The 12,259-nt window shown below is 59.8% G+C and carries 13 protein-coding genes; 5 read left to right on the top strand and 8 right to left on the bottom strand.

Going from position 1 to position 12,259, the window contains the following annotated elements:
- The first annotated feature begins 3 nt into the window (after window positions 1-3).
- Window positions 4-594, top strand: a complete 591-nt coding sequence (locus ACQKIK_RS21050) for an OmpA family protein (RefSeq protein ID WP_241529958.1) — start codon at window positions 4-6, stop codon at window positions 592-594.
- Between the two features lie 6 nt (window positions 595-600).
- Here the strand turns inward: ACQKIK_RS21050 and ACQKIK_RS21045 are convergent, their stop codons facing one another.
- The 6 genes from ACQKIK_RS21045 to ACQKIK_RS21020 all read right to left on the bottom strand — a co-directional run bounded on the left by ACQKIK_RS21045 (window position 601) and on the right by ACQKIK_RS21020 (window position 7,391).
- On the bottom strand, window positions 601-2,703 hold the full coding sequence (locus ACQKIK_RS21045) for a CHASE2 domain-containing protein (protein ID WP_499137343.1): 2,103 nt from the start codon (window positions 2,701-2,703) through the stop codon (window positions 601-603).
- A 40-nt stretch (window positions 2,704-2,743) separates the two neighbouring features.
- Window positions 2,744-3,124, bottom strand: a complete 381-nt coding sequence (locus ACQKIK_RS21040) for a RidA family protein (RefSeq protein WP_499137342.1) — start codon at window positions 3,122-3,124, stop codon at window positions 2,744-2,746.
- 84 nt (window positions 3,125-3,208) lie between these two features.
- Window positions 3,209-5,317 (bottom strand): bifunctional GTP diphosphokinase/guanosine-3',5'-bis pyrophosphate 3'-pyrophosphohydrolase, encoded by a 2,109-nt coding sequence (gene spoT, locus ACQKIK_RS21035; protein WP_499137341.1) that lies wholly within the window; start codon window positions 5,315-5,317, stop codon window positions 3,209-3,211.
- A gap of 60 nt (window positions 5,318-5,377) precedes the next feature.
- Window positions 5,378-5,641 (bottom strand): DNA-directed RNA polymerase subunit omega, encoded by a 264-nt coding sequence (gene rpoZ, locus ACQKIK_RS21030; RefSeq protein ID WP_045431137.1) that lies wholly within the window; start codon window positions 5,639-5,641, stop codon window positions 5,378-5,380.
- 195 nt (window positions 5,642-5,836) lie between these two features.
- Window positions 5,837-6,457, bottom strand: coding sequence for a guanylate kinase (gene gmk, locus ACQKIK_RS21025; protein ID WP_045431134.1), 621 nt, complete (start codon window positions 6,455-6,457; stop codon window positions 5,837-5,839).
- Window positions 6,458-6,527: 70 nt separating this feature from the next.
- A complete protein-coding gene (locus ACQKIK_RS21020) occupies window positions 6,528-7,391 on the bottom strand; it encodes a YicC/YloC family endoribonuclease (RefSeq protein ID WP_499137340.1) in 864 nt (287 codons plus the stop codon).
- Between the two features lie 215 nt (window positions 7,392-7,606).
- Here ACQKIK_RS21020 and rph point away from each other — a divergent pair, with 215 nt between their 5' ends.
- Both rph and ACQKIK_RS21010 read left to right on the top strand, forming a co-directional pair.
- Window positions 7,607-8,329, top strand: coding sequence for a ribonuclease PH (rph, locus tag ACQKIK_RS21015; RefSeq protein ID WP_045431128.1), 723 nt, complete (start codon window positions 7,607-7,609; stop codon window positions 8,327-8,329).
- Window positions 8,330-8,345: 16 nt separating this feature from the next.
- The gene (locus ACQKIK_RS21010; protein WP_046162974.1) at window positions 8,346-8,714 is read left to right on the top strand and encodes a DUF4870 domain-containing protein; all 369 of its coding nucleotides are present in this window, start codon (window positions 8,346-8,348) and stop codon (window positions 8,712-8,714) included.
- A gap of 60 nt (window positions 8,715-8,774) precedes the next feature.
- On the opposite strand, the gene crc is transcribed toward ACQKIK_RS21010, so the two are convergent.
- Window positions 8,775-9,554, bottom strand: a complete 780-nt coding sequence (crc, locus tag ACQKIK_RS21005) for a catabolite repression control protein Crc (RefSeq protein WP_499137339.1) — start codon at window positions 9,552-9,554, stop codon at window positions 8,775-8,777.
- 84 nt (window positions 9,555-9,638) lie between these two features.
- Here crc and pyrE point away from each other — a divergent pair, with 84 nt between their 5' ends.
- Window positions 9,639-10,280 (top strand): orotate phosphoribosyltransferase, encoded by a 642-nt coding sequence (pyrE, locus tag ACQKIK_RS21000; protein ID WP_499137338.1) that lies wholly within the window; start codon window positions 9,639-9,641, stop codon window positions 10,278-10,280.
- Between the two features lie 399 nt (window positions 10,281-10,679).
- On the top strand, window positions 10,680-11,264 hold the full coding sequence (locus ACQKIK_RS20995; protein WP_177327087.1) for a DUF4124 domain-containing protein: 585 nt from the start codon (window positions 10,680-10,682) through the stop codon (window positions 11,262-11,264).
- A gap of 65 nt (window positions 11,265-11,329) precedes the next feature.
- Here ACQKIK_RS20995 and argB read toward each other — a convergent pair whose 3' ends face one another.
- The gene (gene argB, locus ACQKIK_RS20990) at window positions 11,330-12,244 is read right to left on the bottom strand and encodes an acetylglutamate kinase (protein ID WP_045431120.1); all 915 of its coding nucleotides are present in this window, start codon (window positions 12,242-12,244) and stop codon (window positions 11,330-11,332) included.
- Between the last annotated feature and the right edge of the window lie 15 nt (window positions 12,245-12,259).

The raw sequence follows: 12,259 nt of genomic DNA, 5'->3' as shown, positions 1-12,259 counted from the left end.
CGAATGCTACAAAAAACGTTTGCGCTGTTGTGTTTCGCCCTGCTGACCGGTTGTGCGACGGGTAATTACGTCGTGCTATTGGAAAGCCCCGATGGCACCACGGGTGCGGTGGTCATCGAAGATGCACAGGGTCAGACGCGTCTTGATCGCAAGCATCAGGGCGCCGTGATCGGTTCAAGCGGCTTTGGCTCGGGGCCGTTCGAGGTTGGCAACCTGCGCATCGCACGTGACTTCTCGGCCGCCCTGGCCGCGCAGCCAGCGCTGCCGCAACGTTTCCAGCTGTATTTCAAGATTGGCAGCGCCGAACTCACCGAGGAGTCGGAGCAGGCTATCGAGGATGCATTCGAAACGATCCGCCAACGTGGCCCTTCGGCGGTATCGGTCATAGGTCACACCGACACACTCAGTGGCCAACGCTGGAACGAGCAGCTGGGGCTAATCCGAGCCAAGGCTGTAGCCGAGATGTTGCGAAAGCGCCATATCGAGGTGATCGATCTAAGAGTCTCGTCGCATGGCGAGCGCAACCTGCTGATCAAGACGCCTGACGGCGTGTCTGAGCCGCGCAATCGGCGAGTCGAGATCAGCGTGCGCTGAGACGCCTTATTTATCAGTCATCACGATATGCTCACCGCGCTGTCCGCTGCGCAGCCGCGTTAACTGAAAGCGCACCAGCTCATCGCCGGGCCGTTGCGCGTGCAACTGTTCGAAACTCGCGAGCGCGCCTTCGTCGCCATCGGACATCAACCTATAAGCCGCCTCATACGGATCGTCCGCCTCCGTTTCGCAGGGCTCGTAGAGCCGGATAGGCTGCTCCTTGCCTTTGAGCAGTACGTTGCCGACAGGGCGCATAGGGTTGTGCGGGTTGGCTTTGCGTATCGTCTCCGACACGCAAAGCTCGGTACCCAGATAGCGGTTCAGACCTTCGAGCCGCGCGGCTACATTGACCGCGTCTCCCAGGGCACGGTAGTCAAACAATGTGGAGCCGCCAAAGTTACCCACCACCACTTCGCCGCTATGCACACCGATGCGGGTCCGTCCAAAGGCAACGCCTGCCGTTCGCTGGGTGTTCGCGTGCTGGCGCGTAAAGTGGCGAATTTCCAGGGCGCAGGCGAGGGCGCGGTTCTGGTGGTCGCTTTGAATCAGCGGTGCAGAGAATAAAATGGCCAGGCCATCGCCCATGATCCGCTCGAGCGTCCCTTCATGGCGAAAAGCGATCTGGATGATGCCCTCTAGGTACTGGTTGAACATACTGACTAGCTGTTCGGGTGATTGCGCCTCCATTAGCGCAGTAGAGTCGGTGAGGTCGGTGAACACAAAACTGCAGTGCCGACGTTCGCCTCCCAGCCGCAACTGCGCGGGGTTGCGGACCAGGTGTTCGACCAGATTCGGTGAGATGTAGCGAGAAAAAGCCGCGCGCACCCAACGCTGCTGTCGTTCACTGGCGCGATGGCGCGCAACGCTGGCGCCCAGGTAGGTAATGGCCAGGCCAATACTGGGGCTGATCGCATCGAACAGTAATCCATGGCGCGAAAAGGCCCACCAGGCAATCAGATTCAGGGCGAGCAACAATCCGCCGAAAACCAGAGCGCCCGTAAGGGCACCGGTGCTAAGCGTTACGCCGCACAACAGCAGCGCAGCAAGCAGAAGCGTCAGTGCCTCGAGCGGGCTTGCCCAGTATGGGCGCTGCAGCGGTGTGCCGAACAACGCCTGCTCGACTGCCTGCGCATGCACCTCGACCCCGGGCATCATGCCGCCAAGCGGGCTGAAGCGCAGGTCCTGCAGCCCTTGCGCCGAGCTTCCGACCAGCACGATCGCGTCTTGCAACCTGGCGTCCGACCGTTCCTCGAATAGCTTCCAGGCGGGCAGGCTTTGTGCGCCCATGTCTGATCGGTAGTGCACCCAGAATTCGCCGTGGCGATTTGTTGGAAGGCTTATACGGCCAATATGGAGCTGCTCAACGGCGCTGCGCGCATTGGTATCGATGCGGTAGAGCGCTTGCTTCAGGTAAACACGTATGGCTTCGGCTGACAGCGATGGCAGCAGATGGTCGCCCACCCTGATCATCAGCGGCACGCGCCTTACCACGCCATCCGAATCTGGCTGGAAGGTCATCGCGCCGCTCCCCGCCGCAGCACTGTCGAGCAGCGGCAGCGCAGTGGCGGTCCCGGCATAGGCGGGAAACTCAGGCGTTTCGGTATCGGCCCGCAGCTGCACGGCAAAGCGGCTCACGGGAGTGTTTTGACTTGGTTCGCGGGTTGCTGCAAAACCAAGGACGCTGGGCTGGCGCTCTAGCGCGTTGGCGAACAGCTGGTCGTGGTCAGGTAACGCCTGCAGTTGCGCTGCCAGCTCGGGGGCAAGCTGGCCGAGCAGTTGCGTCGGAGAGTAGCGGTCCGGTTCGGCGAACAACACATCGAACACCACAACAGAGGCACCGGCCTCACGCAGTCGATCCGTCAGCTGCGCCAACAGATCGCGAGGCCAGGGCCACTGTCCGATACGCGTGAGGCTGTCCTCGTCGATATCAAGCACCAGCACCTTGGTCTGTGGCGGCTCGGGCCGGGGCTGCCAGCGCTGGTATTGGTCGAACAAGTTGTTGCGCAGCGTCTGCAGCAGCATTGGCTCGGTGAGGTAGAGCGCACATGCTGCCAGCAGGCCGCTGCAGGCAAGCAGGAGGCGTAGTGCCGCGCGCTCGGGCAGAATCATCAGTAGCGTTCCCTGCGACCGCTGATTGGCTAGCTGGGTATCACTCGAGCACCATGATGGCGTCCATTTCAACTTGTGCAGCCTTGGGTAGCGCGGCGATGCCAATGGCTGCACGGGCGGGGTAGGGCTGCTGGAAATAGCGGCTCATGACCTCGTTGACGGTGGCAAAGTTGCCGAGGTCGGTGAGAAAGATGTTCAGCTTGACGATGTCCTTGAGCGAACCGCCAGCAGCTTCGGCGACAGCCTTGAGGTTTTCGAAGACCTGCACGGTCTGTGCTTCGAAGCCTTCCACCAGTTCCATGGTCTTCGGGTCCAACGGAATCTGACCGGACAGGTAGACGGTATTGCCAGCCTTGATTGCTTGGGAATAGGTGCCAATGGCGGCGGGTGCGTTGTCGCTGTGGATCACGGTCTTGCTCATGGGGTGCTCCGATAGAAGAGTGCGGCCCCAGAGGATACGGGCTGCAGCGAGCGGGCAAAAGCCCCGGTGCGTTGCCGTGTGGACCTAGGCTTTCATGCGCGTGATGCGCATGACACCCTTGATCGCACGAAGCTTCTTGATCACACGCGCCAGGTGTACGCGGTCGTGCACACTGACCACCAGCTGAACGACGCTAATGCGGCCGTCGCGCTCGTCCATGCCGATCTTTTCGATGTTGCCGTCCGCCGCATTGACGCTGCCAGCCAATAGGGCGATGAGGCCGCGCTGGTGCTCCAACTCAACGCGTAGCTCGACGTTAAACTCGCCAGTGACATCCTTGGACCAGGACAGCTGGATACATTTATCCGGGTTGTGCCGCACGTCCGCGATGTTCCGGCAGGTGTCGAGGTGCACCACCATACCCTTGCCCGCGGACAGGTGGCCGACGATGGGGTCGCCAGGAATCGGCGTGCAACACTTGGCGTAGTTGAGCACCAGGCCTTCGGTGCCACGAATCGCCAGTGGCCCTTCAGCGCTTTGTGGCTGCTCGCCTTCGCTGGCCAGCAGTCGTCGGGCAATGACGTAGGCCATGCGATTGCCCAGCCCGATATCCTCGAGAAGGTCTTCAATGACCTCCATGTGGTACTCGTTGAGCACCGCCTGGATACGCTCTGGCGAAACCCTGTCCAGACTTGTTTCAAAACCGGCGAGCACCTTGTTCAGCAGACGCTCGCCGAGGTTGATCGACTCCGAGCGACGCTGCAGCTTCAGTGCATGGCGGATATGCGTACGCGCCTTGCCGGTGACGACAAAGTTCAGCCAGGCCGGGTTGGGGCGAGCGCCCGGCGCGGTCACGATCTCAACGGTGCAGCCACTTTCAAGGGCCTGCGATAGCGGCGCCAGGCGCCTATTGACGCGGCAGGCAATGCAAGTGTTGCCGACGTCGGTGTGCACCGCATAGGCGAAGTCCACCGCCGTGGATCCCTTCGGCAGCTCCATGATGCTGCCCTTGGGCGTGAAGACATAGACCTCGTCCGGGAACAGGTCGATCTTCACGCTTTCGATGAACTCAAGGGAATTACCGGCGCGTTCCTGCAGTTCCAGCACGCCTTTGACCCACTGCCGTGCGCGGGCGTGGGTGCCTTTCGCGGTTTCTTCCCCGTTTGACTTGTACAGCCAGTGCGCCGCGATGCCGTTGTTAGCCATCTCTTCCATCTCGCGGGTGCGGATCTGGATCTCGATGGGCACCCCGTGCATGCCGAACAGCGTCGTATGCAAAGACTGGTAGCCGTTGGCCTTGGGGATTGCGATGTAATCCTTGAAGCGGCCGGGCAGGGGCTTGTAGAGACTGTGTACCGCGCCGAGTACGCGATAGCAGGTATCGACTTTGTCGACGACGATCCGGAACGCGTAGACGTCCATGATCTCGTTGAACGCCTTTCGCTTGCCGCGCATCTTTTTGTAGATGCTATAGAGGTGTTTTTCTCGTCCGACTACTTCACCTTGCAGGTCGTCACGTTCCAGGCAGTGGACGAGTGACTGCTCAATCTTGTCGACGATTTCATTGCGGTTGCCACGTGCGCGGCGAACGGCAGCGCGGATACGCTCCGAGCGCATCGGATGCATGGCTTTGAAGCCCAGATCCTCGAACTCGATGCGCATGGCATGCATGCCAAGCCTGTTGGCGATCGGCGCATAGATTTCCAGGGTTTCCTTGGCGATACGGCGACGTTTCTCGCCGGCCAGTACCTCAAGTGTGCGCATGTTGTGCAAGCGGTCGGCGAGCTTGACCAGGATCACGCGAATATCGCGCGCCATGGCCATGGCCATCTTCTGAAAGTTCTCGGCTTGGGCTTCGGCCTTTGTCTCGAACTTCATCTGGGTCAGTTTGCTGACCCCGTCCACCAACTCGGCAACAGTTTCGCCAAATTGCGCGGTGAGCGCCTCCTTGGCGATACCGGTGTCCTCGATGACGTCATGCAGCATGGCGGCCATCAGGCTCTGATGGTCCATGTGCATATCAGCGAGGATGTTGGCTACCGCGAGGGGGTGGGTGACGTAGGCTTCACCGCTGCGCCGACGCTGGCCGTCATGGGCCTGCTCGGCGTAGAAATAGGCACGACGGACCAGATTGACTTGGTCAGCGTCGAGATAGGTCGACAGGCGATCAGCAAGAGCGTCTATGGCTGGCAAGGGATTGCTCCTTGCCGATGGGGCGCTATGGCTGCGGTTCGACTTCGACCTGGCATTTAATCAGAGGGCCTCGTTGGGCTCTTCCTCGTACTGAACGAACAGTGGCTCGTCATCGACAATTTCGTCCTGAGCGATTACATCGTAATCCACCAGGCCTGAGGCGATTTCACGCAGGGCCACGACGGTCGGCTTGTCATTTTCCCAAGCTACCTTCGGCTCTTTCCCACCGGTGGCCAGTTGGCGCGAGCGCTTGGTAGCGAGCATGACCAGCTCGAAGCGGTTATCTACGTTGTCCAGGCAGTCTTCAACGGTAACGCGGGCCATGGTGTTCCTCATCAATAACGGTAAAGCGTGCCCGAATGGGCGAGCGGACGGGATAGTCTAAAAAATCACCAGCCAATAGGGAAGCGGTAAAACAGGAAAGCAGCTCCAGGCTACCAACCTTAAGCAGACGCGGAGAAGTTTTCCTGCGTTTCGGTGCCAGCCGTCCCGTCCATTGAGTGCGGCTTCGCAGCTGTTTCAGGCCAGCAATTGCCCGAGCAACCCTTCGAAGCGCTGTTGCTGAGCGGCCTGCAACAGCTGGTTAGCACGGAAGATTGCCTGCAGGTCAATCAACGCGTGGGCGAAGTCGTCGTTGATCACCAGATAATCGTATTCGACGTAATGGGTCATTTCGCTGACCGCTTCACGCATGCGTGTTTCGATCACATCATCACTGTCCTGGCCGCGGTTGGTCAGTCGCTGGCGCAGGGCTTCCTGAGTTGGCGGCAGAATGAAGATCGACTTGGCCTGCGGCATCAAGCGGCGAACCTGCTGTGCGCCCTGCCAGTCGATCTCGAGGATTAGATCGAAGCCTTCGTTCAGGGTCTGCTCAAGCCAGCGCTGCGAAGTGCCGTACAGGTTGCCGAAGACCTCGGCGTGTTCGAGGAATTCGTCATGCTCCAGGCGCTGCAGAAACTCCTCACGGCTGACGAAGTGGTAGTTCACGCCATCCACCTCGCCCGGACGCATCGGCCGGGTCGTGTGTGAAACCGAAACCCGAACCTGCGGTTGCGCATCGAGCAGGGCCTTGACCAAGCTGGTCTTGCCGGCCCCGGAAGGCGCGGAAACGATGTAGAGCGTACCGGTGGAGGCTGCCATGTAATTCTCTTAGCGGATTGCTGTCTTGGGATCTGGCGGATTGGCCCGCAAGTCAGGCCAAGCTTAGTTGCTATTCGATGTTCTGGACCTGCTCGCGCATCTGTTCGATCAGCACCTTGAGATTGACCGCCGCCTGGGTACTGCGCGTGTCGAACGCCTTGGAGCCGAGCGTGTTGGCCTCGCGGTTGAGTTCCTGCATGAGAAAGTCCAGGCGCCGCCCGGCCGCTCCGCCGGACTTCAACACCCGGCGCACCTCGGTGACGTGGGTGCCAAGACGATCGAGCTCTTCGGCGACATCGCTCTTCTGCGCCAGCATTACCAGCTCCTGCTCGAGGCGCTGAGGGTCCAGTTCGACGCGCATCTCAGCGCAGCGGTCGATGAGTTTCTGGCGCTGTGCCGCGAGCATCTGCGGCACCTGGCTGCGAAGCGTGGCGGTTTCCGTGCCGATCGCATCAAGGCGTTCGTTGATCAGATGGGCAAGCTCTTCGCCTTCGCGTAGACGGCCAGCCTTCATCTGTTCCAAGGCCTGATGAAACAACTGCAGTGCGGCGTTGTTGAGTGCTTGCGGGTCCGTCGAGTCGCCGACCAGCACGCCTGGCCAGGCGAGGATCTCCAGGGGGTTGAGCGGTGCGGGCTGCTTGATCAATGCCGCAACCTTTTCAGCCGCGCTGATCAGCTGGCGAGCCCGCTCCGGGTCGACTTGCATCGATCGTCCAGCGGTCTCTTCAGCGAAGCGCAGGGTGCACTCGACCTTGCCGCGCGACAGCCCCTTGCGCAGCGCCTCCCTGACCGCGCCTTCAAGATCGCGGAAAGCCTCGGGTAACCGCAGGTGCGGTTCAAGGTAGCGATGGTTGACCGAGCGGATCTCCCAGATGAGGGTGCCGTGCTCGCCGGCCTGCTCGGCACGGGCGAAAGCGGTCATGCTGTGAATCATGGGGAAACCTCTCGGTGCGATGACGAAAGGCGAAGGATTGTAAAGGAAAATGCAGCGAGTGACGCCGGTGCGTCCTCTTCTGTAGCTGAGTCGCTTGGCGTAGCAGGTGCACGATTGGCATGGCCGACTACTGATCGGAATGCCTCGACGGTGGCCCTTAGCGTAGGTCAGGCCCCTATAATGGCCTTCAATTCACTCAGACCAGGATAAGCCTCATGAAGCGTCCCAGTGGCCGCGCGGCCGATCAGCTGCGATCGATCCGCATTACTCGCAATTACACCAAGCACGCCGAGGGCTCGGTTTTGGTGGAGTTCGGCGACACCAAGGTGATCTGCACCGCCAGTATCGAAAATGGCGTGCCGCGCTTCCTCAAAGGGCAGGGGCAGGGCTGGTTGACCGCCGAGTACGGCATGCTGCCGCGAGCGACCGGCGAGCGTAACCAGCGTGAAGCCAGTCGGGGTAAGCAGGGTGGGCGTACGCTGGAAATCCAGCGGCTGATTGGCCGATCGTTGCGTGCCTCGCTGGACATGAGCAAGCTGGGTGAAAACACCATTTACATCGATTGTGATGTGATTCAGGCCGATGGCGGTACTCGCACTGCGTCGATCACCGGGGCGATGGTGGCGCTGGTCGATGCGCTGAAATTGCTGAAGAAGCGCGGCGGATTGAAGGGCGGCGATCCACTCAAGCAAATGGTCGCGGCTGTGTCGGTAGGTATGTACCAGGGCGAACCGGTCCTCGATCTCGATTATCTCGAAGACTCGGCGGCCGAGACCGACCTGAACGTGGTGATGACCAGTGCTGGCGGCTTCATTGAAGTGCAAGGCACCGCAGAAGGTGCGCCGTTCCAACCCGATGAATTGAATGCCATGCTTGCGTTGGCGCAGGCCGGTATGCAGGAGCTATTCGCTCTGCAGGTTGCCTCGCTGGCTGATTAATCCGGAGGAGAGCGTCATGTCTGATCAGGAATTGGTTCCGCAGCCCTCTCCGCAAGCGCGGCAGTGGGCCATGTTCTGTCATTACTCGGCGTTCTTCTGGTTTCTGGTGCCAATGATCGGAAATGTACTGGGCCCGTTGATCGTCTGGCAGCTGAAAAAGGATATGGATCCCTTCGTCGACGAGCAGGGCAAGGAAGCGCTGAACTTCCAGATCACCTTTAGCATCCTGCTGATGATTTGCGGGGTGCTTGCCTGGGTTCTGATCGGCTTTCCCTTAATGGCGCTTATCAGCGTGGTGGCATTGGTGCTGGTGGTGATCGCCGGCATCCGTGCCAACGAGGGAAAACCTTATCGCTATCCGTTTTGCTGGCGCATTGTTAAGTAGCGTCTAGCTCAGGTCGGCACGGCAAGAACATGCCCGCTTAGGGCTGTTCTAGCGGATAGCTCAGAGGCTCAGCGTCCAGTCGTAATCCACGACCAGTGGGGCGTGTTGGGAGAAGCGTGGCTGGCGCGGCAGGCGAGCGTTGCGGACAAAGCGGCGCATGCCGGACGTGAGGATCTGATAGTCGAATCGCCAGCCCAGGTTCAGCATCTGGGCCTGTTCGGTGTCGGGCCACCAGCTGTACAGATCGCCCTCACGAGTGACTTCGCGTAGGGCATCGATATAGCCCATGTTGCCGAAGATCTCATCGAGCCAGGCGCGCTCCGGAGCCAGAAAGCCGGTCGTCTGCTGGCAATCGCGCCAGTTCTTGACGTCCAGTTTTTGGTGGGCCACATATAGCGAGCCGCAGTAGATGTATTCGCGACGCTTGCGGCGCTGCTTATCAAGATAATGAGCGAAATCGTCCATGAACTTGAATTTTTGGTTCAGGTCTTCGTCCCCGCCGCGACCGGTTGGCAGCAGCAGGGTGGCGATGCTGACCTTGTCGAAATCCGCTTGCAGATAACGGCCGTAGCGGTCGGCGGTTTCGAACCCAAGACCCATGATGACAGCCTTTGGCTGCAGCCTGGAGTACAGCGCAACACCGCCTTGTTCGGGAAGTTCGGCATCAACGGTATAGAGGAAATAGCCGTCGAGCTGGTAGGCCGGATCGTCGAGTTCTACTAGGGAGGCGCGGGTATCCTGCAGGCAGATGACATCGGCATTCTGCGCTTGCAACCAGCTGAGCAAACCCCGCTGCGCCGCCGCTTGAATGCCATTCACGTTGACGCTGATGATCCGCATAAATGGCCCCTAAAAACACGTGCGTGTATGATAACCCAAGCTCTTCGCAATTAGCTAAGTCAGTGTCTTCCGGGAATATCCTTCATGCAGGCGTACCAGCGCGAGTTCATTCGCTTCGCCATCGAGCGCGGGGTTTTGCGCTTCGGTGAGTTCACTCTGAAGTCTGGGCGCACCAGCCCCTACTTCTTCAATGCCGGGTTGTTCAACAGCGGATCGGCGCTGGCTCAGTTGGGGCGTTTCTACGCGGCCGCAGTCGCCGACAGTGGCATCGATTTCGACGTGATTTTCGGCCCCGCCTATAAGGGTATTCCTCTCGCTGCTGCGACGGCGATCTCGCTGGCCGAACACCATCAGCGTGACCTGCCCTGGTGCTTCAACCGCAAGGAAGCGAAGGACCATGGCGAAGGCGGTACGTTGGTCGGTGCGCCGCTCAGCGGTCGCGTGCTGATTGTCGATGACGTGATCACTGCCGGAACCGCGATCCGCGAAGTCATGCAGATCATCCGGGCACAGGGCGCGCAAGCTGCCGGTGTGCTGATTGCGCTGAATAGGCAGGAGCGGGGGCATGGTCAGCTGTCCGCCATTCAAGAAGTGGAACAGGACTACGGCATGCCCGTGGTGAGCATCGTTTCACTGGCTCAGGTATTGGAGTTCCTTGGCCAGGATGAGCAGCTCAAGCGCCACTTGCCCGCTGTCGAGGCCTACCGGGATCAATATGGCATCTAAGACCGGCTCGCCTGGCGTCTCATCGACGGGTGCAGGTCTCGCGATAATTTACCGCTGACTATGGTTGCGGCAGCGGCTGTGCTTTTTGTCAGCAACTGACGAATTGTGACGCTTTCAGCGATAGGAGGGCTGCCGGAGCCGTGCTGCTACCGGCAGCCCTCCGGTTCTTCTGAACTCCGCTATTCGGGTTGTTTCGTTCGGGAGCTGCCAATCTAAACCCTTGCGAGCCGCGGCGTGTCGCTTGAATCAGTCATGATCAAGCGGTTCATTCTCGCAGTTGGTGTACTTATTGCTGCACAACTGTGATGGGGTTTGTATAAGCTGAGACCCTTCGGGCAAGAACAATCAGGCATTTCGACGGGCAGTGCCGCAAGCACCGAATACGGAAGAGGCTGAAGTATGCGAATAGGGAGCAGCGCGCTGTTGCTGTTGGGTTTACTGGGCGCGACGGTAGCGCAAGCTGAGCTGTATCGGTATGTCGATGACAAGGGTGTTGTGGTCCTCGACCGGCACGGTGTGCCACCGCAGTTCATTGGCCGCGGTTATGAAGTGCTCAACGACCAAGGCCGTGTGACGCAAGTAGTGCCGCCTGCGCCAACTGCGCAAGAGCGCCAACTTCTGCTGGAAGCCAAAGCCCGAGCTGAGACTGATGCCCAACTGCTGCGGCTGTATGCCAGTGTTGCTGATGTCGAGCGCGCCAAGGCGCGCAGGCTATCTGAGCTCGACAGCATTATCGGTATCACTCGCGGCAACCTGCAATCGTTGCGGACACAGCAGGCGAATCTTCAGAGTCAGGCGGCAAACCATGAGCGCGCCGGACGGAAGGTGCCCGAGCAGCTGCTGGTGCAGATCGACAACCTGGCAAAAGAGCAGGCCAGCCTGAAACGGGACGTTGAGCGTTACAGGCAGACCCGTAAACAGGCAGAAGTCAGCTATGGCCGAGAGCGTGAGCGAGTGGCCGAGTTGCTTGGTCAGTCCGAATAGCGCTTTGAACAAGGCGAAAAAAAGCCCGGCTCTCATTAAAGAGGCCGGGCTTTTTCATGACCGTATCAGTGAGAAGCGGACGTTTTGCGATTGGTGATCAGCGTGCCGACGCCGATGTCGGTAAAGATTTCCAGCAACACGGCATTCGGTACACGGCCGTCAATGATATGCGCGCTGTGCACGCCGCCCTGGACGGCTTCGAGGGCGCAGCGAATCTTCGGCAGCATGCCGCCATAGATGGTGCCATCGGCGATCAGTTCGTCGACCTGTGAGGTGGTCAGCCCGGTCAGCACCTGGCCTTGCTTGTCCATAAGGCCGGCGATATTGGTCAGCAGCATCAACTTTTCCGATTTCAGCGCCTCGGCGACCTTGCCAGCGACCAGGTCGGCGTTGATGTTGTAGGACTCGCCGTCCGGGCCTACGCCGATTGGCGCAATGACCGGGATGAAGTTACCGCGCACTAGCATTTCCAACAGCTCGGTATTGACGCCGGTGACCTCGCCAACCTGGCCGATATCGATGATTTCGGGAGATGTCATCTCTGGCGTTTGGCGTGTGGCTTTGAGCTTTTTCGCACGGATCAGATTGGCATCTTTGCCGGTCAGGCCAATGGCCGCGCCGCCGTGCTGGTTGATCAGGCTCACGATGCTTTTGTTGACCTGGCCGCCAAGGACCATCTCCACCACGTCCATCGTCTGGCTGTCGGTGACCCGCATGCCATCGATGAAATGGCTTTCGATGTTCAGGCGCTTGAGCAGGTCGCCAATCTGCGGGCCGCCACCGTGAACCACCACCGGATTGATACCCACTGCCTTCATCAGCACGATGTCGCGAGCGAAGCCGGTTTTCAGCTCCTCGCTTTCCATCGCATTACCGCCGTATTTGATGACCAGCGTCTTACCGACGAACCGGCGGATATAGGGCAGTGCCTCGGACAGAACCTGGGCGAATTGTGTGGCGGCTTCACGGCTGAGGGTCATGCAAGGCTCCGCAAG

This window comes from Pseudomonas sp. NPDC047961 (assembly GCF_050272435.1).
In the GTDB taxonomy this organism is placed as follows: Bacteria; Pseudomonadota; Gammaproteobacteria; order Pseudomonadales; family Pseudomonadaceae; genus Stutzerimonas.
This window is presented reverse-complemented; position numbering and strand designations above follow the sequence as displayed.